This window comes from Citrobacter sp. wls716, assembly GCF_005280975.1.
Lineage (GTDB): Bacteria > Pseudomonadota > Gammaproteobacteria > Enterobacterales > Enterobacteriaceae > Citrobacter > Citrobacter youngae.
Window position 1 is genome coordinate 12,573 of record NZ_SZWX01000012.1, and the last position, 25,866, is coordinate 38,438.

The following is a 25,866-nucleotide window of genomic DNA, read 5'->3' on the forward strand; positions in this document are numbered from 1 at the left end:
CGGGAGCCGGACAAAATTCTGAGCCTTAATTAAGCATTCACCGTTAAAAGCGTCTACCTTAGGCGTGTGTCAGGCAATTGCAGCCACCTGCCAAAAGCAAAGGAGTTTTCATGAAGCAAACCGTTTATACCGCCAGCCCTGAGAGTCAGCAAATTCACGTCTGGAGCCTGAATCACGAGGGGGCTCTGACGCTGACGCAGGTGGTTGATGTGCCGGGTCAGGTACAGCCGATGGTCGTCAGCCCGGATAAGCGCTATCTCTATGTTGGCGTGCGCCCGGAGTTTCGCGTGCTGGCTTACCGTATTGCGCCTGATGACGGTGCGCTGACCTTCGCGGCAGAGTCTGCGCTGCCGGGGAGCCCGACGCATATTTCTACCGATCATCAGGGGCGTTTTGTGTTTGTTGGCTCTTATAACGCGGGTAGCGTGAGCGTTACCCGTCTGGATGATGGTCTGCCGGTAGAGCTGGTTGACGTGGTTGAAGGTCTGGACGGCTGCCACTCGGCCAACATCTCACCGGATAACCGTACCCTATGGGTTCCGGCATTGAAACAGGATCGTATCTGCCTGTTCACCGTCAGCGATGATGGTCATCTGGTCGCGCAGGAGCCGGCGGAAGTGACTACCGTTGAAGGCGCAGGCCCGCGCCATATGGCATTCCATCCGAATCAGCAATATGCCTACTGCGTGAATGAGTTGAACAGCTCCGTTGACGTCTGGGAACTGAAAGATCCGTACGGCAAGATTGAGTGCGTACAGACGCTGGATATGATGCCTGCTGATTTCTCTGATACCCGCTGGGCGGCAGATATCCATATTACGCCAGATGGTCGTCATCTGTATGCCTGTGACCGTACCGCCAGCCTGATTACGGTGTTTAGCGTCTCAGAAGATGGGAGCGTGCTGACGAAAGAAGGCTTCCAGCCGACCGAAACCCAGCCGCGCGGTTTTAATATCGACCACAGTGGGAAATACCTGATCGCCGCCGGGCAAAAATCGCACCATATCGCGGTGTATGAGATTGCAGGCGAACAAGGCCTGTTGACGGAGAAAGGTCGCTACGCGGTAGGGCAAGGTCCGATGTGGGTGGTGATTAACGCGTACTAACAATAGCGACGCCCGTTAGCGGGCGTCGCTATCTGTAAGATTGATTGCGAATGCTTTTGCTGTTTCTGTCTGTTTGATCCCCTTCTATAGTCAGTTGTACTCGCGTTTCTGCTGACGGCCTGTACCTCTTTTTCTTCAGCGCTGAATACCAGCGCCTGCTTTCGAAAAAAATGCTTTTCTACCAAAAATTGGAGCATTTTTTATAATCTTTTAATGTGCTTTTATAGTATTAATAACCCCGCAGAGTTATTTTTACATTAATTTCGCGAATGTAATTATTATTTGTTTTTATAATATTAGCGGTGTTAATTATTAATTCTCTCAATGTGAAAAATATTTTCTTTCCTATATGGGGTATATATATGTCTGATTTAAGTTTCAGTGCTGCAAGTAGATCTATTTGTGATAAATTAGCAGATAAAAACATTGTAAAAAAAAGACCGCCAGTGGAGAGAAGGAGGCATCTTGCTGATAATCTCCAGTCAGTAAAACAGTCAGATAAAAAGATAAATGTATCTGATGGGATCTGCAAAATTAATAACTCCCATGAATTAGATAAAGCGAATGTCCATCACAAACATCATCATAAATCGATTCAGGTTCAACGTCATCAAAGTAACAAAGGAAAAATTGAACATGCAAAATTAGAAAATAAAACTAACAAAGAATTTATTAATGAAATTAAAAATAATAATGGAGTTATAAACACTCGTGGTAATCGCATTCTTCCGTTATACGCTGGATGCGAGGTACAAATGTCTGTTAATGGCCAAAATGTAATAGTTAAGCCCTCTTTTGATTCAATTGGTCAGGTTGAGTTTTGCATAGCTAAACGAGGCAAGGAAGACGTTATAGCCAGAACATTGACGAAAAAAGAGATTATCACTATTCTTTCAGAAGCAAATTATAAAAAAGACACTTATACAGTAGATGTTAACGGAATTACATTCCCCTCTTCTCCAAAAGGTGAGAAGAAATTTATTCCATGGAACCATATTCTGGCTACTACCCCTGAAAAATCCACTAATGCCAATAAGTATGAGGGAACAATGGCTAGGGGTGGTGAGATTATTTTATTTATCGATGAGAGTCAGGGGGGGCGTGGAAATCTAGCGGAGGTAAAACAGGAAACGATAATACCACTCAATGATATTATTGGTCGGCGAACGCTGGATACCGATCGTGATTTCCCTACGAATATTGATAAATACAATAGATTTGCCAGTAGAAATATGAATTCACTTTCTTTAAATGACATTGAAAATAGGTTAAACAAAAGAAAGGAAAGTGCTGATCATGCTGCCCATAACCTTCAGAAGGCCGAAAAAATGGCAGTCAAGGCTGAAGGTGCGGCTAAAAAGAGTGATGCTACTGACAAAGAAAAGGCCTATGCAATAAAGGCAAGAAAAGACGCAGATAAAGCCCAGAGTAAAAATGATGCCGCTCAAGCCGCTTTTCGCAGTGTACGGGAGGACATTATTACTATTTATTTTGAAACGGAAAGACAATACGGCTTGGTTGCCGTAAGAACGCTACGAGATAGTATCGTTCGTATACTGGCAGATAAAGATGTCAACAATATGGTCCATATTGATCGCAAAGGGAATATGAATGATGAAGCCAGGATGTATTTTTTAAACTCTGGATGGACAAATAATGGGGGTCGTTACATAGAAGGTGGTGTTGCCAAAAGGCATCTCATACCTTTATTGCACTCTGAGTTGACGTTCGTAAAAATTCGCTCGGAGGACAAAACAAGAGGATCTTTACGTAAACTTAGAAATTTGTATGGGCGGCATGCAATGCATGCTTTGCAAGCGCTATCCACATCTGAGCAGGCTGAAATAACGGTTATTATTCAGTGCGTAAAGGATGGTGTGAGCCTCAGGCGTTTCTCGCCAACGATGTTACGTAAATATCTCCCCATTATTGAAGAAATAGCAAAAGATCGCAAAAATATACTTTCAATGGAAAATCAGGAAAATAAAATATTTACCACTAATGACCCTCTTAGACACAAGGCAGGTGAGGAATTATCTTCACTGCTGCGCATTATTAGAGAGAATAAAACAGATGTAGCCAAATGCGAAGATATGATAACCAATTGCCTTTTTAAGGTTGGTTCAGGAAATGAAAATGAAATTATAAATCACTATGCTGATTTATTAAGCCATAACCCATTGATTTTAGAAGTGGAAAAAACGCATTCATACGCAAAAGACCTCGAGCAAGTAAAACAGGAAATTAATGGCTTACTGTCTAATAAATTAAAGCTTGAGGCTGCCGGGAAGTCATCAATGCGTAAAGAGATAAAGGATATTCGGCATAAATTAAAAGAGTTATCCAGGATAAGAGAGAGTTTAGAGATTGCCGTTAGTCATTGCAATAGAGGAAGTGAAGCTACTATCCGATTTATTGGCATAAATGAAAACGTTGATAATGTTAGTACTATTCGCAGCTATTTCGATAGTTTATCTGTGTATCACGGTAAAAAAATAAGAGATGCTAGGGTAAAACAATATCGCAAAAAAATCGATCGGATGATAGCCCGTAGCAGCGCACAAGATAAAATGTTTTACTTTAGCTATTATATTGACCTATTCAGCCTTATGTCCAAGGCTTATCAGGACAAGATCAAATCTGGAACCGCTTTGGATAATGATAAATTCCTGGCTAAACTTTATTCCTATGAAGCTAAAAAAATGACCAGTCAGTTCAGTTATTATCTTTCGCATTTAGAAAAAGTAGGGATAAATAAACTGGAAAGTAATTTACGTCCTGTAACGCAGAATACGTTAAACATGATAATACCAAAACGACCGGAAGAAATTAAAGAAAAATTTGTAGCAGTAACGGGTCATGATAAACACTCGCGTAGGCAACAGAATGTGCTTGAAACTGCACAGGAACTGGCAATTCAGGTAAAAACAATGGTGAATCGGCTTAAAGAAGACAATATGCCGAATGCTTTATTGGTGGCCCAGCCTTTGGCTGAACAATTAAATACGGTGGTAAATAACCTCGAAACGGGTGAGCAACGTCCACAGGATGTTGGGGCAGAACCAGAGCGGATGATTGTACAAGCCCAGGAACTGTTAGCACAAATTAACAATAGTGGAAATAAATCACAATTATTGAATGATACTCAGACATTAGTAACGCAATTTAATGAATTGAAAGAGCAATTAATGCCTGCAAATACGGCCCCAGATGGCGCTTTTTTGCGTACCAGTGCAATCGCTAATCAGGATGAAAGCGGCCCTTCTTACGCCCGGTTGGATTACAAAGATGTGGTGTTACTTTGGAGATCTTACAGACTCAGAAATAACGGCAAGACGTACGAAAAACATTGGGAGAAAATTAAAAAAATTTATATTGATGCGGGTGCAAATAAAGGGTTGTATGATATTTCAGTCAACGATACGGGACTAAGCCTTGCTTATAAAAAAGAAGGTAAGGATGTCATTATTCAGTATGACAGGAATGGAGATATTCAGCCTGTGATTGATATGTCTACCTGGCGAGTTGTACCTTCAGAAAAAAACAATGATGATCAATATAAATCCAATAACATATTGTTTATTGAAAAAATGATTGATCATGCTACGAGAGTTATCATCACTCCAGATATAAAAGATGAAGTGACTATACAGGCTCTTAAATTCTATGTGAAAGGTGCTTTTGGCCAGGATATTAATATCCTGGATGTTAAAAACTTTAATGTTAATCCCAAAGCTATCAACATCATCATGCATAGTGATGGTTCGGCTCAACTGGTCACTAGAAAAGATGGAGTAAATGAAATACATAGAAAAGAAATTGATATTTTTAATGTTATTAGTCATGAGTTGCATGTGAAAGGCGGTAAAAACAGAGATATAGCACAAGGTTCTATTTCTTCAGAATTCATCAAAGATAAAGTAGAGGGTATGATTTTTTCTCCAGATCTGGCGACTATTATAAATCAAGTAGATGTCAGAAGGCCAATTGATGAAAACAGTTCTGAGTATAATGAGTACTTAAACAAGAAGAAAAGTCTGGATGCCTTAAAAGAAAAAATAATAAACCTGGGGCATTTGAATAAAGTTATTTTGCGCATACCTGAAGGGACCGCCTTTCGCATGACTAAGAATGGTTTTTTGCAAACGGCTGTTATTAATGGCGATAATGCTATTGTTTCGAAAGTTTACAGCCATAGCGAAGGACGAATTGAAAATGGGGAGTATATTCCTCAGGTTATGGATTCACGTTCTATATCCACTGGTGTAGCGCAAGATGCAGATTTACTCAATCAAATATTTGATTTTGATGATATCCTTAAACCAAATATACCGAAAAAGCAAGAGGCACCCGATCTGGATGCTATATTAAGGGAGTTGCCCGCAACATTGCCATCAACGGAAAGTTCTGCTAATAAATTGCAAACTGCTTCTAAAGTAGGAAAAAATATTAAGCCTGATATCGCATTAATGTCTTCAGATAAAGGTAATAATGAAAGTAGTATCACTGAGGTGGCTCAGGAGGCGGCGACTCAAAAAAATGAACGTGTAGTAGTAAGTGATCGAGATACTGTAAATATTGAATCTCAGAATAAAACTTTGACCTCAGCAGATACTGTTAACCAACCTCAGCAAGTTAAAGATGTTGTAGATATTACAAGTGAAACATCAGATTTAAAGACGAAAATTCTCAATGAAATTGATTTTAAGAAGTTCCATTCACAAATTGATGGCGAAATAGCTGTTTTAGCTCTCTACTCATATTTGGCAAGTAAAGGCAGTCGTCTTCATGTTTGGCGCGCAGATGGACTTGGTCATGGATTTATGAATCGTGTTGACTTTAACGAGGGAGCGGTAAATAGAGGATTAAATATAGGGACGAAGTTGGAAACTAACAAGGATATTCACATTATTTTAAAAAACGGACATTATGATGGCTTTAGCCCATCATCAATGAAATCTGTTCAGGTAAACGGTGATGGTAACTGTCTTTTTCATTCTGCGGCGGCGATGTTAAATCGAATTGCAATGAATAATGATGCTGCAATGAATAATGATGCTGCAATGAAGGGTGACGATCTCAATGCCATGACAAAAGTACATCTGGAAGGCAATTTCGATGAGTTTGTTACGGCATTTTTTCATGCTCATGATGAAGTTGAAATTAGTCAGATGCAGGATGGAGACCTTAAAACGCATTCTGAAAAACTGTTCAGTCTTGTGAAAGAATATAAAGAATCCAGAACAAAAACAAAAGAAACTGTCGATGTACAGCCCGCAGATGATTTATCTCAAAGCAAGACTTCAGAACGCGGACTCAGCAGAAAAGAACTCAACCGCCTTTACAGCAACCGGGCAGTGTTGGTGCAATAAGTAGATAGGCATGTTCAGGGATGGCGGTAAGCCATCCCTTTTCGCTGTTACTGCTTCGGTTCTGCGACCACTTTGCTACCAATACCGCGGTTGTTGTATTCCCACATGCGGTTGAAGTTGGTGTCGTTCAGGTTGCGCTGAATTTCACCTTTGTCATCTTCCGCACCGGTGTTCCCGGCAAACGGACGTTTTGCGATAACGCTGTCAGCCCATGGTTTTGCCATGTTAAAGCCTTCGTTAATCACGCTGTCGCGGATAACCACCTGACCGTTAGTGTTGGAATCGACATCCAGCGAGCGACCCAACTGCGCGACGCCATCGCCTGCTGCAGTAAAGCGGCTATTAGTGGCGAGGAAACCGTAGTAGATGTTGGACAGGGTGGCCGGTGCAAACACGTACGCTTCCTGCTGGGTGCGGGAGTTTACTACGCGGAAATCGGTGTTATCGAACACCACGGCGCCGCGACCGGAAACAATATCCACATCGCCTTCAATGTAGCTGTTGGTAACCAGCGTACGCGGTTGACGATCGTTTTCCAGACGGTTTTGTACGCCGCTGTTGGTCACGAAAAACGTATTCTGGCGACCCAGAATGTTAACCTTGTCGATCTGCACTTTATCGCCATCGGTACGCAGCGCAACGGCCGGGTGATTACCCGCATCAACGCTGTCACCGAGGTTATTTTCGATGGTCAGGTTCTGCAATTGCAGGCCGTTATTCTGCGACCAGACGACAGCAGAACACATCACGCCGATGTTGGTGCCGCGCTTGTTCTGGCAATTATCATACATATACCACGCAGGTTTGCCCGGCATATATTTACCGCCTGGGTTCACCGTACGACGCCAGTCCGCGGTGCTCATTTCGCCATCAATAGCCTGGCCAATTTTCACATCCAGCGGTTTTTCGCCCATACCGTACAGCGTCAGGCTTCCCGTTGCTGCCGGGATGTAGACCGTGCCCTGATACTCACCTGGCATAATCGCGATGTACTGACGTTTGTTGGTACGTTTAATGATTGCCGCATCAACCGCGGCCTGAATGCTGGTATGCGTCACGCCCTGGGTGCCTGCCGGGCCAACGACAAAGTCAGGCTGCGCGGGCAAAGTAATAGAAGAGGGGCTCCACGGCGCAGTGTTTGGCGTCAGTGCGGAAAAATAGTGCGCGGCGACGAAATTTTTCGCTTCATTGGCCGACAGAATCGGGCGCATAGGCGTTCCTGGCGCGGTCTGATCGGAAGGAATTTGATCGGGCGGTGTAGAGCTACAGGCAGTCAGCGTCACGCCAAAAGCCATAGCCAGCGCCAGACGGGAAACTGATGAAATGTTCACAGGTTGCTCCGGGCTTTGAAAGTTATCCATTGAAGCCTGCTTTTTTATACTAAGTTGAGCGAAACGGGAAGGTGAAAAGGTAAAAAGTTGTTTTTTATAGCAGCAATCTCGGGTGTAGAGAGTCCTTATATCACAATTAGATAACAATTTTGGTCCTTCAGGTTGACAACATCCACAGGATGCAAAATAAATGTCTATACAACCTATGACAAGTGGTGAGTCGAATGCAGCAATTTTTCCCTGATGATGCTATCTGGCGTAATGTCCGCCTGGCGACCATGGATCCTGAACGTGATACCCCGTATGGGCTGGTGGATGGTCATGCGCTGATCGTCCGCCAGGGCAAGATTCGCGATATCGTCCCGGAATCATCGTTATATCTCACACATGACAATACTTTTGATATGCAGGGCCGGCTGATTACGCCGGGTCTGATTGACTGCCATACGCACCTGGTGTTTGGCGGCAGTCGTGCAGGTGAATGGGAACAGCGGCTAAACGGCGTTTCATACCAACAGATCAGCGCCCAGGGGGGCGGGATCAATGCCACAGTGTCGGCGACGCGCAGCGCCTCCGATGAGCAGCTCTTACAACTGGCGCAGGGGCGAATGGAACGGTTGATCAAAGAAGGCGTTACGTTGCTGGAAATCAAATCGGGCTACGGCCTGGATTTGACGACAGAAGAGAAAATTTTACGCGTCGTTGCTGCGCTGGCGGCAGAAAATACCGTCGAAATCAGCCCGACGCTGTTGGCCGCGCATGCGACGCCAGCGGAATTCCGTGATGATCCTGACGGCTATATTACGCTGGTTTGCGAGACGATTTTGCCGCAGTTGTGGGAACAGGGTTTATTTGAAACTGTTGACCTGTTCTGTGAAACCGTGGGCTTTACGCTGGCGCAGAGCGAACGCGTCTTTCAGGCCGCGCAGGCGTTGGGTATCCCGGTTAAAGGTCATGTCGAACAACTGTCATTACTGGGCGGGGCGCAGTTGGTAAGCCGCTATCACGGCTTATCCGCCGATCACATTGAATACCTCGATGAAGCGGGCGTGGCGGCGATGAGCCAAAGCGGTACGGTCGGTGTGCTATTGCCCGGCGCTTTTTATTTCCTCAAAGAGAAACAGCGTCCACCAGTCGAGTTATTACGTCAGTATCAGGTTCCGATGGCGGTGGCGACCGACTACAACCCCGGCACCAGCCCGTTTATTAGCCTGCACTGGGCGATGAATATGGCCTGTGTACAGTTTGGCTTAACGCCGGAAGAGGCATGGGCGGGGGTAACCCGTCATGCTGCCCGCGCGCTGGGGCGTCATGCCACTCACGGTCAACTGAAAGCCGGGTTTGTGGCCGACTTTGTGGTGTGGGATGCCGAACTCCCGGTCGAAATTCTCTATGAACCTGGTCGCAACCCAATCTATCAACGTGTATTTAAAGGGCAACCATTATGACCAACTGGCAACCCGCTTCTCCTGCGCTGTGGCAGGGACGTGATGACCGGGCCGAATCGCCGAATGCGCTGCGCCTGTTTCAGACTATCACCCAGAGCCCGACGTTTAGCCCAGAAATGTATCGCGAGCAGATAGCGTTGCTCGGGTTTGCCTGCGACGAAGGCGTTAAACGTAATCAGGGACGCACGGGAGCCGCCGGAGCGCCGGACGCGCTGCGTAAAGCACTGGCCAATTTAGCCAGTCACGCGGGTCATCAACGGTTGGTCGATTTGGGAAACATTGTGGCCCAGGCTCCCGACCTTGAAGGTGCTCAGCAGGCGCTGCGTACAGTGGTGCAGCGTTGCCTGCAGGCGGAGATGCGCACCTTCGTGTTGGGCGGGGGACATGAAACGGCATTTGCGCATGGTGCAGGGGTGTTGGATGCCTTCCCGCAGGCAAAAGTGGGGATTGTTAACCTCGATGCGCACCTGGACCTACGCTACGCCGAACAACCCACTTCCGGTACGCCGTTTCGTCAACTGGCGCACCTCTGTGAGCAACAGCAGCGTGAATTTCACTATGCCTGTATCGGCGTCAGCCGGGCGGCAAACACCCAGGCGCTTTGGGATGAGGCCCAGCGGCTCGGTGTGACCGTAGTGGAGGATCTGCATTGTGATACGGCGCAGGCGCAGTTAGCGCAGTTCATTGCCAATCTGGATGTCATCTATCTGACAATCGACCTCGACGTGCTGCCGGTGTGGGAAATGCCCGCCGTATCCGCGCCTGCCGCGTTGGGTGTCCCGCTGGCGACGTTGTTGGGGCTGATTGAACCTCTTTGTCGCAGCGGTAAACTCCAGGCGGTAGATATGGTTGAGTTTAACCCGCGTTTTGATGATGATGGCAGGGCTGCGCGGGTTGCGGCGCGATTAGGCTGGCAAATCGCCCACTGGTGGCACTGACATACCTGATGGCGTTGCGCTTATCAGGTTCGGGTAATGCCTGTAAACTGTACCCACTCACATTTTCAGCTTAAGGAAGGCTCACGCATGCTCCCATCCCGTTCTGCTCCGGCTCCTTTTTACGAAAAGGTCAAACAGGAGATCAGCGAAAAAATTGCCAGCGGTATCTGGCAACCTCACGATCGCATTCCGTCTGAGGCAGAGCTGGTGGCGCAGTATGGTTTCAGCCGCATGACCATCAACCGGGCGCTGCGTGAGTTAACGGATGAAGGTTTACTGGTGCGTTTGCAGGGCGTGGGGACGTTTGTCGCCGAGCCAAAAGGTCAGTCTGCGCTGTTTGAAATTCGCAGCATCGCGGATGAAATCAACGCCCGTCAGCATCTGCACCGGTGCGAAGTGCTGACGCTGGAAAGAACCCGGGCAAACGCGCAGCAGGCTTTGGTATTAAACGTCAAAGAAGGCACCTCTATTTTTCACTCTGTCATGGTGCACTACGAGAACGATCTGCCGGTACAGATTGAAGATCGCTGCGTGAATGCCGAAATTGTGCCGGAGTATCTGGCGCAGGATTACAGCCAGACTACGCCACACGCTTACCTGTCGCTGATAGCCCCTTTAACGGAAGGTGAGCATATTGTTGAAGCGGTACGTGCCAGCGCTGAAGAGTGCGCGCTGCTGAATATCAAAGAACACGATCCCTGCCTGCTGATCCGCCGCAAGACCTGGTCTGCGTCTTCTATTGTCTCTCATGCCCGTTTGCTGTTCCCGGGTTCCCGCTATCGCCTGCAAGGGCGGTTTATGTCCTGATACAGGACATGAAAACCGTGATTGCTGACGCAATATAATAAAAATGTATCTTAATTGTTAAAATCATCCTTGCGGTGACTTGTATAGACAAGTATATGTTACTTATCTATCCGACGTTCGCGAGGAGTTTTCTGTCATGTCCCATAGCAAATATCGTCAGCAGGATATTCGTGCCCCACGCGGCACCACCTTAACGGCCAAAAGCTGGCTGACCGAAGCGCCGCTGCGCATGTTAATGAATAATCTGGATCCGGATGTGGCGGAAAATCCGCATGAGCTGGTGGTGTACGGCGGGATTGGCCGCGCCGCGCGGGACTGGGAATGCTATGACGCCATCATCAACGCGCTGACCAAACTGGAGACCGATGAGACGCTGCTGGTCCAGTCCGGAAAACCGGTCGGCGTGTTCAAAACCCATGACAATGCGCCGCGCGTGCTGATTGCCAACTCCAACCTGGTGCCACATTGGGCTACCTGGGAACACTTCAACGAACTGGACGCCAAAGGGCTGGCGATGTACGGCCAGATGACCGCCGGGAGCTGGATCTACATCGGCAGTCAGGGCATCGTACAGGGCACTTATGAAACCTTCGTTGAGGCCGGGCGTCAGCATTATCAGGGTAACCTGAGCGGACGCTGGGTTCTGACCGCCGGGCTGGGCGGCATGGGTGGTGCGCAACCGTTAGCCGCTACGCTTGCGGGGGCGTGTTCGCTGAACATTGAATGCCAGCAAAGCCGAATCGATTTCCGTCTGCGTACCCGTTACGTGGATGAGCAGGCGACATCGCTTGACGATGCGCTGGCGCGTATCGACAAATACACCCGCGAGGGTAAAGCGGTCTCCATTGCGCTGTGTGCTAACGCCGCTGACGTTGTGCCGGAACTGGTGAAGCGCGGTGTGCGCCCGGATATGGTCACCGACCAGACCAGCGCCCACGATCCGCTGCACGGTTATCTGCCGTCCGGCTGGAGCTGGGATGAGTATCAGGCAAAAGCGGTGTCCGATCCGCAGGGCACGGTGCAGGCGGCGAAATGCTCCATGGCAACGCACGTTGAGGCGATGCTGGCGTTTAGCAAAATGGGCGTGCCGACGTTTGATTACGGCAATAACATTCGCCAGATGGCTAAAGAGATGGGCGTGGAAAACGCTTTTGATTTCCCCGGCTTCGTACCTGCTTACATTCGACCGTTGTTCTGTCGCGGCATTGGCCCGTTCCGTTGGGTGGCGCTTTCCGGCGATCCGCAGGATATTTATAAAACCGATGCCAAAGTGAAAGAGATCGTGGCTGACGATAAGCATCTGCACCACTGGCTGGATATGGCGCGTGAGCGGATTAATTTCCAGGGTTTACCGGCGCGTATCTGCTGGGTCGGGCTGGAATGGCGGCAAAAGCTGGGGCTGGCGTTTAATGAAATGGTGCGCAGCGGTGAAGTGTCCGCGCCGATTGTTATTGGCCGTGACCATCTGGACTCTGGCTCCGTTGCCAGCCCGAACCGCGAAACCGAAGCTATGCGCGACGGTTCAGACGCCGTATCCGACTGGCCACTGCTGAACGCGCTGCTTAACACCGCCAGCGGCGCGACCTGGGTGTCACTGCACCACGGTGGCGGGGTAGGAATGGGCTTCTCCCAGCATGCCGGGATGGTGATTGTTTGCGATGGCACCGATGAAGCCGCTGCGCGTATCGCCCGGGTCTTACACAACGATCCGGCGACCGGGGTGATGCGTCACGCCGACGCCGGATATGACATTGCGGTGGAATGCGCCGTCGAAGAAGGGCTGAATTTGCCGATGATTGCTGCGACGCAGGAGAAACGCTGATATGAACACCATGACATTAACACCGGGTCATCTGAGCTTTGCGCAACTACGCGGCATCTGGCAGCAGCCGGTCAAATTGAGCCTCGATGCCGCCGCGATTGATGCTATCAACGCCAGCGTCGCCTGCGTCAATAATATTGTCGCTGAAGGCCGTACGGCGTATGGCATTAATACCGGCTTTGGCCTGCTGGCCCAGACCCGTATCGCCACGGAAGATTTGCAGAATTTGCAGCGTTCGCTGGTGCTTTCCCATGCGGCAGGTGTCGGCGAGGCGCTGGACGACGCGATGGTGCGTCTGATTATGGTGCTGAAAATCAACAGTCTGGCGCGCGGTTTTTCCGGTATTCGCCTGAGCGTGATTGAAGCGCTGATTGCGCTGGTGAATGCCGAGGTGTATCCACTGATCCCGGCGAAAGGCTCAGTGGGGGCATCGGGTGACCTGGCGCCGCTGGCGCATATGTCTTTGACGCTGCTCGGAGAAGGGAAGGCGCGCTGGCAGGGGGAATGGCTCCCGGCGACCGAAGCGCTGAAAAAGGCCGGGCTGGAGCCGATTACGCTGGAGGCGAAAGAAGGGCTGGCGCTGCTCAACGGAACTCAGGCGTCCACCGCCTTTGCGCTGCGCGGATTAATTGAAGCTCAGGAGCTGTTCGCGTCTGCAACGGTGTGCGGGGCGCTGACCACCGAAGCCGTGCTGGGCTCTCGTCGTCCGTTTGATGCCCGTATTCATGCCGCACGAGGACAGCGTGGGCAGATTGATGCCGCGACGCTGTATCGTCACGTATTAACTGACACCAGCGCGCTTTCGCAGTCGCATCATAACTGTGAGAAAGTGCAGGATCCGTATTCTCTGCGCTGCCAGCCGCAGGTGATGGGGGCGTGTCTGACGCAAATGCGCCAGGTGATGGATGTTCTGCTGGTCGAAGCCAATGCGGTTTCCGACAACCCGCTGGTATTTGCCGAAGAGGGGGATGTCATTTCTGGCGGCAACTTCCATGCTGAACCGGTGGCGATGGCGGCAGATAATCTGGCGCTGGCGATTGCGGAAATCGGCTCGTTATCGGAGCGACGTATTGCGCTGATGATGGATAAACACATGTCGCAACTGCCGCCGTTCCTGGTAAAAAACGGTGGGGTGAACTCCGGCTTTATGATTGCCCAGGTCACCGCGGCCGCACTGGCGAGCGAGAACAAAGCGCTGGCGCATCCGCATAGCGTGGACAGCCTGCCAACCTCCGCCAACCAGGAAGATCATGTCTCAATGGCGCCAGCGGCGGGCCGCAGACTGTGGGAGATGGCAGCAAATACGCGCGGCGTGATTGCCGTAGAGTGGCTGGCGGCGTGTCAGGGGATTGACCTGCGTGAAGGGTTAACCTCAAGCCCGCTGCTGGAGCAGGCGCGCCAGACGCTACGTGAGCAGGTTGCCCACTATACACAGGACCGTTTTTTTGCCCCGGATATCGAGTGCGCGACCGAACTGTTAGCGCAGGGCGCGTTGCTGCATTTAGTTCCGGAGTTTCTGTAAAAATGCCGGATGGCGCTGGCGCTTATCCGGCCTACAAACCAGCTCGTAGGCCGGATAAAACGCGTTAGCGTTGCCATCCGGCACGGAGGTTAGCTAAACATCGCCGTAATTGAGGCGCTGGCGAGCGAGTGGAAATGGACGTTAAATCCAACCATCGCGCCGCTGGCGTCCTCATCGACATCAATACGCTCCACATCCAGCGCATGAACCGTAAAGATATAGCGATGGGTTTCCCCTTTCGGCGGCGCAGCGCCACCATAACCGGCTTTACCAAAATCCGTACGGGTCTGAATCACGCCATCCGGCAACGCAACCAGCCCCGAGCCGTAACCTTGTGGTAAAACCCGGGTATCTGCAGGCAGATTTACCACCACCCAGTGCCACCAGCCGGAGCCGGTTGGCGCATCAGGATCGTAACAGGTCACGACAAAGCTTTTAGTCCCGGCGGGCACATCATCCCATGCCAGATGCGGGGAAATATTATCCCCGTCATATCCCATGCCGTTAAAGACGTGGCGATGAGGAAGCTTTTCGCCATCGCGCAGATCGTTACTGATTAGTTTCATGCTGACTCCTCTCGTTAGCCAAAAAGTGTAGCCAGAAACCGTAGAGCTTACCGCTGGTTAATCGCTAAAAAATGTTGCATTGCGCACAGCCTCGTTGACGGCCTGGGTCAGACGACACAGTTGTTCGGGCTTGATGATGTACGGCGGCATCAGATAAATGAGCTTACCAAACGGTCTTACCCACACGCCCTGTTCGACAAAGAACTTCTGTAAAGCGGCCATATTCACCGGATGCGTGGTTTCGATGACGCCGATGGCACCAAGCACGCGCACGTCGGCGACCCAACGGGAATCTGCCGCCGGGGCGAGCTCTGCCCGCAGCTGCGCTTCTATGTTCGCTACCTGCGAGCGCCACTCGCCGATTTCGAGTAACGACAGGCTGGCGGAGGCGACGGCGCAGGCCAGTGGATTGCCCATGAAAGTCGGGCCGTGCATAAAACATCCGGCTTCACCGTTGCTGATGGTTTCCGCGACCTGGCGGGTGGTCAGAGTAGCGGAAAGGGTCATTGTCCCGCCGGTTAACGCTTTGCCAAGGCACAAAATATCCGGGGTGATATCGGCGTGTTCACAGGCAAACATTTTGCCGGTGCGACCAAATCCGGTGGCGATTTCATCGGCAATCAACAGGATACCTTCACGGTCACACATCTTACGGATGCGCTTTAACCACTCAGGATGGTACATGCGCATGCCGCCAGCGCCTTGCACAATCGGCTCAAGGATCACTGCCGCAATTTCGTGGCGATGCGCGGCCATCAGGCGGGCGAAAGGCACCATATCCAGTTCGTCCCACTCGCCGCCCATGCGGCTTTGCGGGGCGGGCGCAAACAGGTTCTCCGGCAGATAACCCTTCCACAGACTGTGCATCGAGTTGTCGGGATCGCAGACCGACATCGCGCCGAAAGTATCGCCGTGGTAGCCGTTACGAAATGTCAGGAAACGCTGGCGGGATTCACCTTTGGCCTGCCAGTATTGCAGCGCCATTTTCATTGCCACTTCCACGGCGACCGAACCAGAATCCGCGAGAAAAACGCACTCCAGCGCCTCGGGCGTCATCGCCACCAACTGGCGACACAGCGCAATAGCCGGGGCATGGGTAATGCCGCCAAACATCACGTGCGACATGGCATCAATCTGCGTTTTCATCGCGGCGTTCAGCTGCGGGTGATTGTAACCGTGGATCGCCGCCCACCAGGATGACATACCGTCAATCAGCCGCTCACCGTTGGCTAATAGCAGTTCACAACCTTCGGCACTGGCCACCGGATAAACCGGTAGCGGGGAGGTCATGGAGGTGTAAGGGTGCCAGATATGGCGTTGGTCAAACGCAAGATCGTCCGTTGTCATAATCGACTTGTAAACCAAATTAAAAAGATTTAGGTTTACGAGTCTACACCAAACTGACAACGAAACGTATACCAATATGGCTCATTCTTCTCGCTGGACAATGTCGCAAGTCACCGAATTATTTGAAAAACCCCTGCTGGATCTGCTGTTTGAAGCGCAACAAGTGCACCGTCAGCATTTTGATCCGCGGCAGGTACAGGTGAGTACGCTGCTGTCGATTAAAACCGGTGCCTGTCCGGAGGACTGCAAATACTGCCCGCAAAGTTCCCGCTATAAAACCGGTCTGGAAACCGAGCGTCTGATGGAAGTTGAGCAGGTTCTGGATTCCGCGCGTAAGGCGAAGCAGGCAGGTTCAACACGGTTTTGCATGGGGGCGGCGTGGAAGAATCCGCATGAGCGCGACATGCCTTATCTGGAACAGATGGTCCAGGGTGTAAAAGCGCTGGGGCTGGAAGCCTGCATGACGCTGGGCACGCTGGACGAAACCCAGGCTCAGCGCCTGGCCAGCGCGGGTCTGGACTACTACAACCATAACCTCGATACCTCGCCGGAATTTTACGGCAATATCATTACCACCCGTTCGTACCAGGAGCGACTTGATACGCTGGATAAAGTGCGTGAGGCGGGGATTAAAGTTTGCTCCGGCGGGATTGTGGGGCTGGGTGAAACGGTGACCGACCGCGCGGGTCTGCTGCTGCAATTAGCGAATCTGCCGACGCCGCCGGAAAGCGTGCCGATCAACATGCTGGTGAAAGTGAAGGGCACGCCGCTTGCCGATAACGACGACGTAGATGCTTTTGATTTTATTCGTACTATCGCCGTGGCGCGCATCATGATGCCGACCTCGTACGTGCGTCTTTCTGCCGGGCGCGAGCAGATGAACGAACAGACCCAGGCAATGTGTTTTATGGCCGGGGCCAACTCGATTTTCTACGGCTGCAAACTGCTCACTACACCCAACCCGAACGAAGACAAAGATCTGCTTTTATTCCGCAAACTCGGTCTGAATCCGCAGCAAACGGCGGTACTGGCGGGCGATAACGAACAGCAGCAACGTCTGGAGCAGGCGTTGCGCACCCCGGATACAGACGACTACTACAACGCGGCAACCGTATGACCTGGCAGCAAAAAATTGACGATGCGCTCACTTTGCGTCGTTCTGCTGATGCTCTGCGTCGCCGCTATGTGGTGACACAGGGGGCAGGGCGCTGGTTGTTGGCCGAGGGGCGTCAGTATCTGAATTTTTCCAGTAACGATTATCTGGGGTTGAGTCACCATCCGCAGATAGTCTGTGCCTGGCAGCAGGGGGCTGAACGTTTTGGCGTCGGCAGCGGGGGTTCAGGCCATGTTAGCGGCTATTCCATCGCGCATCAGGCGCTGGAAGACGAACTGGCGCAATGGCTGGGTTATTCACGAGCATTGCTGTTCATTTCCGGTTTCGCCGCCAACCAGGCGGTGATCACAGCGTTGATGGGAAAAGATGACCGGATTGTCGCCGACCGCCTCAGCCATGCGTCGTTGCTGGAAGCGGCCAGTCTGAGTCCCGCCGTGTTACGCCGTTTTACCCATAACGACCCGCAACATTTGGCTCGTCTGCTGTCTGCCCCCTGTCCGGGGCAGCAGTTGGTGGTGACCGAAGGCGTGTTCAGCATGGATGGCGACAGCGCACCGCTGGCGGAAATTCACGCTGAGGCGCAACGCCAGAATGCGTGGTTGCTGGTGGATGATGCCCACGGTATAGGCGTTAGCGGTGAGGAAGGGCGCGGCTCATGCTTCCGACAGCAGGTGAAACCTGAGCTGTTAGTAGTGACCTTCGGGAAAGGATTTGGCGTCAGCGGCGCGGCAATCCTGTGTTCAGACAGCGTGGCCGATTATCTGCTGCAGTTTGCCCGTCATCTGATTTACAGCACCAGCATGCCGCCTGCTCAGGCGCAGGCATTGCGTGCCGCGCTGGCAGTGATCCGCAGTCGTGAGGGCGATGAACGCCGGGAAAAACTGGCCATGTTGATCCAACGTTTTCGTACTGGCCTGGATATTGCGGATTTCACGCTGGCAAACTCAGACAGTGCCATCCAGCCATTGATCGTGGGCGATAACCATAAAGCACTGCAACTGGCGGAGGTTTTACGCGCCCAAGGTTGTTGGGTGACCGCCATCCGGCCTCCTACGGTACCGGTCGGCACCGCCAGATTACGGCTGACGCTGACGCAGGCGCATGAATGCCAGGATATCGACCGCTTGCTGGAGGTGCTGCATGGCGCAGGTCAATAAGCAGGCCATTGCTGCTGCATTTGGACGCGCCGCTTCCCACTATGAACAACATGCCGGGCTACAGTGCCAAAGCGCCGACGCCTTGCTGGCGATGCTTGGTGAACGGGATTATGCACGGGTACTGGATGCGGGGTGCGGCCCAGGGCGCATGAGTCGCTACTGGCGTGAGCAGGGAAGCGAAGTCAGCGCACTGGATCTTTCTGAACAAATGCTGGCAGAGGCACAGCGGCAAAATGCCGCCCACCACTATCTGCTGGCGGATATTGAAGCCATCCCTCAAAACGCTGCCACTTTTGACCTGGCCTGGAGCAATCTGGCGGTGCAGTGGTGCAGCGATTTACACGGCGCGTTAAGTGAGCTTTGCCGGGTTGTGCGCCCCGGAGGCACGGTGGCGTTTAGTACCCTGGCACACGGCTCGATGCCGGAATTACGCCGGGCGTGGCAAGCGGTAGATGACCGGGAGCACACCAACCGTTTCTTGCCCGTGGAGCAACTTGAAAAGGCTCTGCATGGCTGGGACGTCGAGTATCAGCTTCATCCGGTGACACTGTGGTTTGACGATGCGTTGAGCGCCATGCGCTCGCTCAAAGGGATCGGTGCGACGCATCTCCATGATGGACGCGAACAGCGCGTACTGACCCGTTCACAGCTGCAGCAGTTACAGTTAGCCTGGCCCTCTGTACAGGGAAAATACCCGCTGACGTATCAACTTTTTTTAGGAGTAATTCAACGTGACCAGAACGTATTTTGTCACCGGGACGGACACTGAGGTTGGTAAAACAATTGCCAGCTGTGCGCTCCTGCAGGCCGCGGGGCAATTGGGTTATCGAACGGTCGGCTATAAGCCCGTGGCGTCAGGTAGTGAAATAACGGCTGAGGGTCTGCGTAATAGCGATGCTCTGGCATTACAGCGCAACAGCGCTGTGGCAGTGCACTATACGGCAATCAATCCCTATACCTTTGCCGAACCCACGTCACCGCATATCATCAGCGCTGACGAAGGTCGCCCTATTCAGGCCTCAGTGATGTCTGCGGGGTTACGTAAGCTGGAAGAACAGGCTGACTGGGTGCTGGTGGAAGGCGCTGGCGGTTGGTTTACGCCGCTTTCACCCATGCTGAGTTTTTCTGACTGGGTACAAACAGAACAACTGCCGGTGATTATGGTGGTTGGCGTCAAGCTTGGCTGCATCAACCATGCCATTCTGACTGCGCAAGCGGTACAACAGGCTGGGTTGACGCTGGCGGGGTGGGTCGCCAATGATGTGACTCCGCCAGGGAAACGCCATGCTGAATATATGGCAACGCTGAAACGCGCGATTCCGGCTCCGCTGCTGGGGGAAATCCCATGGCTGGAGGACGAGCCAGAACGCGCAACGACAGGGCACTATCTCGACCTTAGCGTTTTGCCTCTGGCGCCATCCAGTCGTTAAGAAACGGGTCGCTGAGCTGCGCCAGTTGTCCCTGGGCCACATTGCGTCCGCGATGTAACAGGCAATAGCAATCAGCGACCCGACGAATAAACGGCAGGCTTTGCTCTGCGAGCATTATGGCGATGCCCAACTCCTGGCTTAGCCTCACAATCAGGTTCCCCAGCTTGTGGATATACGCCTGGCCCGTTCCTCGCGTAGGCTCATCGAGGATTAGCAGGCGTGGGCGTGTAACCAGCGCGCTGGCGAGTGCGAGCTGGTGCTGATTATCCTCTGATAAGGCAACCCCTTTGGTCTGACGCAGACTGTACAACTGTGGGAAGAGGCGGTATATATCGCTGCTGTTCATCGTTTCGCTTTCTTCAACCGCCTGGCGCGCAATATGCAGATTTTCCTCGACCGTCAGTTGCGAAAAAATCCGTCTCTGTTGTGAAACGGAGTTAATACCCAGCGCAATGCGATTTGCCGCCGGGATCGGACTCAGATCGCGCGGTGGCGCGCCTGCCTGATGCCAGACCATCGTACCGCTTTCGATAGGCAAATTGCCGATGATGCAATTGGCCAGCGTCGTTTTCCCCATCCCCGGAAGTCCCAGCACACCGGTACATTTGCCGGGCTGCAGGTCGAGATCCACATCCCATAGCGTGTGCTGGTTACCGTAATAGTGATTCACTGCGCGAAGACTCAACATAGGTTTTCTCCATCATGAAGTTATCCGCCCGACAGGCCGGGGAGCAGAAGAAAATTGCAAATCTCTTGCCACAAATGGGGAATGCGCGAAAAACAGCGGGATAGCGTGATCCATCGGCAGCGATGTCTGGTTTTTAACGATCCGGGTTAATTTTGCGCACATTGCCAGTGCCTGGTCGCGTCGGGATGGTGCAGGCAGGTAAATGGTGAAAATGCGAGCAAGATCTCGACAGCCTCCAGGGCTCCGTTGGCTGATAAATATAAAAAAATGGCGATAATTTTTTTTTATCCCACCCGAAAAGAGCAAGTCGGTGTTTTTGCCAGGCGGCAGTCAGCACGGGCTGGAGGCAGTTATCCACTATTCCTGTGGATAACCTTGTGTATTAGAGTTAGAAAACACAATGTAAGCGAGAGAAGACGCGGCCTGCGACTAAATTGATGCGAAAGACGGCTCGAGAGAATAGTTATTGAAATACAGAATGTTAGATAAAAGCAATGGCTGTCGCGGAAGTGTCATGCGTTGCCATAAAACTTTCATCTGCCGTCTTGACAAATGTTAAAAAAGTCATTGGTTTGGGGATAACACATTTTTACTGGTGTTTTATCTCGCCAGTGCCAAAATTTTAGCCTGCTCTGACGGGCATTCTGATGGCGTAACAGAAATATTCTGGTGCGTTACTGTTTTTTCATCCAGTATATTTTACTGGCAAAATATACTACTGCGAGTAAAATTACACACCTGCCCGCCCATTGCTTCAGGTAGCTGCTCATGAGTAAACCGTTCAAACTGAATTCCGCTTTTAAACCCTCTGGCGATCAGCCTGAGGCGATTCGTCGCCTGGAAGAAGGGCTGGAGGATGGTCTGGCGCATCAGACGCTGCTCGGGGTGACGGGGTCGGGGAAAACATTCACTATTGCCAACGTGATTGCGGATTTACAGCGTCCGACGATGGTGCTGGCCCCTAACAAAACCCTCGCAGCCCAGTTGTACGGCGAGATGAAAGAGTTCTTCCCGGATAACGCAGTGGAATATTTCGTCTCCTACTACGACTATTATCAGCCGGAGGCTTATGTCCCGAGCTCTGATACTTTTATCGAGAAAGATGCGTCGGTAAACGAACACATTGAACAGATGCGTTTGTCGGCGACCAAAGCCCTGCTTGAACGGCGGGATGTGGTGGTGGTGGCCTCTGTTTCCGCGATCTATGGTCTGGGCGATCCGGATCTGTATCTGAAGATGATGTTGCATCTGACGGTGGGGATGATTATCGACCAGCGCGCGATCCTGCGCCGGCTTGCTGAACTGCAATACACGCGTAACGATCAGGCATTCCAGCGCGGGACGTTCCGCGTGCGTGGTGAGGTGATCGACATCTTTCCGGCCGAATCTGACGATATCGCGCTGCGTGTTGAACTGTTTGATGAAGAAGTTGAGCGCTTGTCGCTGTTCGACCCGCTAACCGGGCAGGTTGAATCCACTATTTCGCGCTTCACCATTTACCCGAAAACCCACTACGTGACGCCGCGCGAACGTATCGTGCAGGCAATGGAAGAAATTAAAGTCGAGCTGGCGGAGCGCCGCAAAATCCTGCTGGCGAACAACAAACTGGTAGAAGAACAGCGTTTAAGCCAGCGTACGCAGTTCGATCTGGAAATGATGAACGAGCTGGGTTACTGCTCGGGGATTGAAAACTACTCCCGCTATCTGTCCGGGCGCGGCCCTGGCGAGCCGCCGCCGACGCTGTTTGATTACCTGCCTGCCGATGGCCTGCTGGTGGTGGATGAATCCCACGTTACGATTCCGCAAATTGGTGGCATGTACCGTGGCGACCGGGCACGTAAAGAGACCCTGGTCGAATACGGATTCCGTCTGCCGTCGGCGCTGGATAACCGCCCGCTCAAATTTGAAGAATTTGAGGCGTTGGCCCCACAAACCATCTACGTCTCAGCGACGCCGGGCAACTATGAGCTGGAGAAATCCGGTGATGAAGTGGTCGATCAGGTGGTACGACCGACCGGCCTGCTGGATCCGGTCATTGAAGTGCGTCCGGTGGCGACACAGGTTGATGACCTGCTGTCGGAGATCCGCACCCGTGCGGCGATTAACGAACGTGTGTTGGTCACAACGCTCACCAAACGCATGGCGGAGGATCTCACCGAATACCTCGAAGAACACGGCGAGCGGGTGCGCTATCTGCACTCCGACATCGATACCGTGGAACGTATGGAAATCATTCGTGATTTGCGCCTGGGCGAGTTTGACGTGCTGGTTGGTATCAACCTGTTGCGAGAAGGCCTGGACATGCCTGAGGTCTCTCTGGTGGCGATTCTGGATGCGGACAAAGAAGGGTTCCTGCGTTCGGAACGATCGCTTATCCAGACCATAGGTCGAGCGGCGCGTAACATCAACGGTAAAGCGATTCTCTACGGCGATAAAATTACCGCATCGATGGCGAAGGCCATTGGTGAAACCGAACGTCGTCGCGAGAAACAGCAACTGTATAACGAAGAGCACGGTATTACGCCACAGGGGCTGAACAAGAAAGTGGTCGATATTCTGGCGCTGGGTCAGAATATTGCGAAGACCAAAGCGAAAGGTAAAGGGAAGTCGCGTGCCGGGGCGAAATCCGAGGTTGTTGAGCTGGACATGACGCCGAAAGCGCTGCAGCAGAAGATTCACGAGTTAGAAGGTCAGATGATGCAGCATGCCCAGAACCTTGAGTTCGAAGAGGCCGCGACGATCCGCGACCAGTTGCATCAACTGCGCGAGCTGTTTATCGCGGCGTCTTAACGCGGCGTCTTAACGCGTAGCCGGATGGCGGGGTAAACCCTTTATCCGGCCTACAGGGTAGATCGTGTTTGTAGGCCTGATAAGCGCAGCGCATCAGGCAAATACGTTCAACCTAACGCCTGCACCGCTTTCTCCAGCGCGCTATGCAGCAATTGACGGTCATGACGGTAGGGAATATCGCTGGCCTCCAGTTCATCCTGAATCACAATGCGGTCGGTCATGGCCGAAACATCGACTTTTGGTCCGACAATCACCGCATCAATCACCTTCTTACCAACATATTGCTCAATGATGGCCAGCTTATCGGCAAGCGTCAGGCTGGCGGCTGGCAGGCTGAGTTCGCGTCCCAGATTGCCGATATAAACCATTGGTGCCGGTGTGCGACGCAATGCCTGCGCCATTTCGTCAAGCAGCAATAGCGGCATCAGGCTGGTATAAAAACTCCCCGGTCCTATCAGGATCAGGTCCGCTTCCGCGATGGTTTCAATCGCTTCTCGCGTGGCGGGAACTTTAGGTGAGAGCATTAATTCTTGCGGCAGGGTAGTGAGCTGGTCGATATTTACTTCGCCATACACTTCATGTCCCTGATCGTCGAGCGCCATCAGGTCCACCGGTAGTTCTGACATGGGAATTAAATGTGCATCAACTTTTAGCAGGCTACGAATTAAATTGATGGCTTCCAGAGGCCGCACGCTGAGGTGATCGAGCGCCTTTAACATCAGATTTCCGAGGTTATGGCCGGAAAGTTCGCCATTACCGCCAAAACGATACTCAAACATCGCCGATGCGACGCTTGGTTGGGTAATTAACTGGTTGAGGCAGTTCCGCATGTCTCCCCAGGCAATACCGCCTTCTGAACGGCGAATTCGCCCCGTGGAACCGCCGTTATCGGTGGTCGTGACGATGCCCGTCAGGCGTGAACCTAAAGAGGAAAGTGACGACAGAACGCGTCCTAATCCATGCCCTCCGCCGAGAGCGACAACGCGATCCAGATCTGCCAGCGTACGAGTGCGCATAGTTATTCCTGATATCAATTGATCGGCGTTACAGTAACGTAAATAGCGTGTTTTCAGCAATTATCCAGTCGCCATCTGCAGAAAATAATTTTCTGCGATCTACCCCTTTCTGACGACATCCACCTGATAGCAAGATGATGTATATCAATGCAAAACGATGGTTTTTGCTTATTCTGTAGCGAAATTGCACGATCATGCCGCTATATACATATTTATACAGCGAAAGTGTACATGGCAAAAGTGTCATTTACACGCTAGTATCGGCATAACCACAATGTACTCGAAGCATGACGAGTATAAACACTCTAGCCTCTGCACCTGGGTCAAATGATACGGTGCTTTGGCCGTGACGATACGTGAATACGATTGTCACCAGGGCGCAGGAAGAAATGACTTCGCCTCCCGTATTTGGAAAGGTGTACATGGGCTCTCAACTTACCGATGCATTCGCGCGTAAGTTTTACTACTTGCGTTTGTCGATTACCGATGTGTGTAACTTTCGTTGCACTTACTGTCTGCCAGATGGCTATAAGCCAGGTGGTGTGACTAATAACGGCTTTCTGACCGTTGATGAAATTCGCCGCGTCACGCGTGCGTTCGCCAGCCTGGGAACGGAAAAAGTGCGTCTGACAGGTGGCGAACCGTCACTGCGTCGCGATTTTACCGACATTATTGCTGCCGTACGTGAAAACGACGCTATCCGTCAGATTGCGGTAACCACCAATGGTTATCGTCTGGCGCGCGATGCTGCTGCATGGCGCGATGCCGGGCTGACGGCACTCAACGTCAGCGTCGACAGCCTGGATGCCCGTCAGTTTCACGCCATTACCGGGCAGGATAAGTTTCAGCAGGTGATGGCGGGGATTGACGCCGCCTTCGATGCCGGTTTTGAAAAAGTGAAAGTCAACACCGTGCTGATGCGCGACGTAAACCATCATCAGCTGGACACCTTCCTTGCGTGGATCCAACCTCGGCCAATCCAACTGCGTTTTATTGAACTGATGGAAACGGGCGAGGGCAGCTCTCTCTTCCGTAAACACCATATCTCCGGACAGGTACTTCGCGATGAGCTACTGCGTCGCGGCTGGATCCACCAGATCCGACAGCGCAGCGACGGCCCGGCTCAGGTTTTCTGTCATCCTGATTATGTTGGTGAAATTGGTCTGATCATGCCTTATGAGAAAGACTTCTGCGCCACCTGTAATCGTCTGCGCGTTTCCTCTGTTGGCAAGCTTCATCTGTGTTTATTTGGTGAAGGCGGGGTGAACTTGCGTGATTTGCTGACCGACGACACCCAGCAGGCTGCGCTTGAAGAACGTATCTCTGCCGCGTTGCTGGAGAAAAAGCAGACCCATTTCCTGCATCAGAACAATACCGGTATTACGCAAAACTTATCTTACATTGGCGGCTGA

18 protein-coding genes and 1 riboswitch are annotated in these 25,866 nt (G+C 51.6%); of the genes, 13 read left to right on the plus strand and 5 right to left on the minus strand.

Features of this window, described 5'->3' with window-relative positions:
- Positions 1-110 precede the first annotated feature (110 nt).
- Entirely contained in the window at positions 111-1,106 is a 996-nt protein-coding gene (gene pgl, locus FDX24_RS00475; RefSeq protein ID WP_137363662.1) for a 6-phosphogluconolactonase, read from the plus strand.
- A 362-nt stretch (positions 1,107-1,468) separates the two neighbouring features.
- Positions 1,469-6,478 (plus strand): cell envelope integrity protein TolA, encoded by a 5,010-nt coding sequence (locus FDX24_RS00480; RefSeq protein ID WP_137363663.1) that lies wholly within the window; start codon positions 1,469-1,471, stop codon positions 6,476-6,478.
- Between the two features lie 47 nt (positions 6,479-6,525).
- Here the strand turns inward: FDX24_RS00480 and FDX24_RS00485 are convergent, their stop codons facing one another.
- Positions 6,526-7,809, minus strand: coding sequence for a putative acyl-CoA thioester hydrolase (locus tag FDX24_RS00485; protein ID WP_137363664.1), 1,284 nt, complete (start codon positions 7,807-7,809; stop codon positions 6,526-6,528).
- Positions 7,810-8,033: 224 nt separating this feature from the next.
- Between FDX24_RS00485 and hutI the strand changes: the two genes are divergently transcribed.
- The 5 genes from hutI to hutH all read left to right on the plus strand — a co-directional run bounded on the left by hutI (position 8,034) and on the right by hutH (position 14,346).
- Positions 8,034-9,257 (plus strand): imidazolonepropionase, encoded by a 1,224-nt coding sequence (gene hutI, locus FDX24_RS00490; RefSeq protein WP_137363665.1) that lies wholly within the window; start codon positions 8,034-8,036, stop codon positions 9,255-9,257.
- On the plus strand, positions 9,254-10,195 hold the full coding sequence (hutG, locus tag FDX24_RS00495) for a formimidoylglutamase (RefSeq protein ID WP_137363666.1): 942 nt from the start codon (positions 9,254-9,256) through the stop codon (positions 10,193-10,195). The genes hutI and hutG overlap by 4 nt, the downstream gene beginning before the upstream one ends.
- 87 nt (positions 10,196-10,282) lie before the next feature.
- Entirely contained in the window at positions 10,283-11,002 is a 720-nt protein-coding gene (locus FDX24_RS00500) for a histidine utilization repressor (RefSeq protein WP_061067558.1), read from the plus strand.
- Between the two features lie 136 nt (positions 11,003-11,138).
- Positions 11,139-12,824: a urocanate hydratase gene (gene hutU, locus FDX24_RS00505; protein ID WP_137363667.1), complete on the plus strand. Its 1,686-nt coding sequence runs from the start codon at positions 11,139-11,141 to the stop codon at positions 12,822-12,824.
- 1 nt (position 12,825) lies between these two features.
- Positions 12,826-14,346, plus strand: a complete 1,521-nt coding sequence (hutH, locus tag FDX24_RS00510) for a histidine ammonia-lyase (protein WP_137363668.1) — start codon at positions 12,826-12,828, stop codon at positions 14,344-14,346.
- A gap of 89 nt (positions 14,347-14,435) precedes the next feature.
- Here the strand turns inward: hutH and FDX24_RS00515 are convergent, their stop codons facing one another.
- The gene (locus tag FDX24_RS00515; protein ID WP_137345328.1) at positions 14,436-14,912 is read right to left on the minus strand and encodes a kinase inhibitor; all 477 of its coding nucleotides are present in this window, start codon (positions 14,910-14,912) and stop codon (positions 14,436-14,438) included.
- A gap of 57 nt (positions 14,913-14,969) precedes the next feature.
- On the minus strand, positions 14,970-16,259 hold the full coding sequence (gene bioA, locus FDX24_RS00520; protein WP_137363669.1) for an adenosylmethionine--8-amino-7-oxononanoate transaminase: 1,290 nt from the start codon (positions 16,257-16,259) through the stop codon (positions 14,970-14,972).
- A 76-nt stretch (positions 16,260-16,335) separates the two neighbouring features.
- On the opposite strand from bioA, the gene bioB reads away from it, so the two are divergent.
- The 4 genes from bioB to bioD are packed head-to-tail and all read left to right on the plus strand — an operon-like array spanning position 16,336 to position 19,960.
- Positions 16,336-17,376: a biotin synthase BioB gene (gene bioB, locus FDX24_RS00525; protein ID WP_061067563.1), complete on the plus strand. Its 1,041-nt coding sequence runs from the start codon at positions 16,336-16,338 to the stop codon at positions 17,374-17,376.
- Complete coding sequence (gene bioF, locus FDX24_RS00530) at positions 17,373-18,530, plus strand: 8-amino-7-oxononanoate synthase (RefSeq protein WP_137363670.1); 1,158 nt, start codon at positions 17,373-17,375, stop codon at positions 18,528-18,530. Before bioB ends, bioF begins: the two co-directional genes overlap by 4 nt.
- Positions 18,514-19,299, plus strand: a complete 786-nt coding sequence (gene bioC / locus FDX24_RS00535) for a malonyl-ACP O-methyltransferase BioC (RefSeq protein WP_137363671.1) — start codon at positions 18,514-18,516, stop codon at positions 19,297-19,299. The genes bioF and bioC overlap by 17 nt, the downstream gene beginning before the upstream one ends.
- Positions 19,262-19,960, plus strand: coding sequence for a dethiobiotin synthase (gene bioD / locus FDX24_RS00540; protein ID WP_137363672.1), 699 nt, complete (start codon positions 19,262-19,264; stop codon positions 19,958-19,960). The genes bioC and bioD overlap by 38 nt, the downstream gene beginning before the upstream one ends.
- Here bioD and FDX24_RS00545 read toward each other — a convergent pair.
- A complete protein-coding gene (locus tag FDX24_RS00545; RefSeq protein ID WP_061067567.1) occupies positions 19,926-20,648 on the minus strand; it encodes an ABC transporter ATP-binding protein in 723 nt (240 codons plus the stop codon). The genes bioD and FDX24_RS00545 overlap by 35 nt on opposite strands.
- A gap of 768 nt (positions 20,649-21,416) precedes the next feature.
- Here FDX24_RS00545 and uvrB point away from each other — a divergent pair.
- Positions 21,417-23,438, plus strand: a complete 2,022-nt coding sequence (gene uvrB, locus FDX24_RS00555; RefSeq protein ID WP_061067568.1) for an excinuclease ABC subunit UvrB — start codon at positions 21,417-21,419, stop codon at positions 23,436-23,438.
- Positions 23,439-23,545: 107 nt separating this feature from the next.
- On the opposite strand, the gene yvcK is transcribed toward uvrB, so the two are convergent.
- Positions 23,546-24,454 carry a uridine diphosphate-N-acetylglucosamine-binding protein YvcK gene (gene yvcK, locus FDX24_RS00560; protein ID WP_061067569.1) on the minus strand — a complete coding sequence of 303 codons (909 nt, stop codon included), beginning with the start codon at positions 24,452-24,454 and terminating at the stop codon, positions 23,546-23,548.
- Positions 24,455-24,743: 289 nt separating this feature from the next.
- Positions 24,744-24,889: riboswitch (molybdenum cofactor riboswitch) on the plus strand.
- Here yvcK and moaA point away from each other — a divergent pair.
- Positions 24,877-25,866: a GTP 3',8-cyclase MoaA gene (gene moaA, locus FDX24_RS00565; protein WP_061067570.1), complete on the plus strand. Its 990-nt coding sequence runs from the start codon at positions 24,877-24,879 to the stop codon at positions 25,864-25,866. (Overlaps the previous riboswitch by 13 nt.)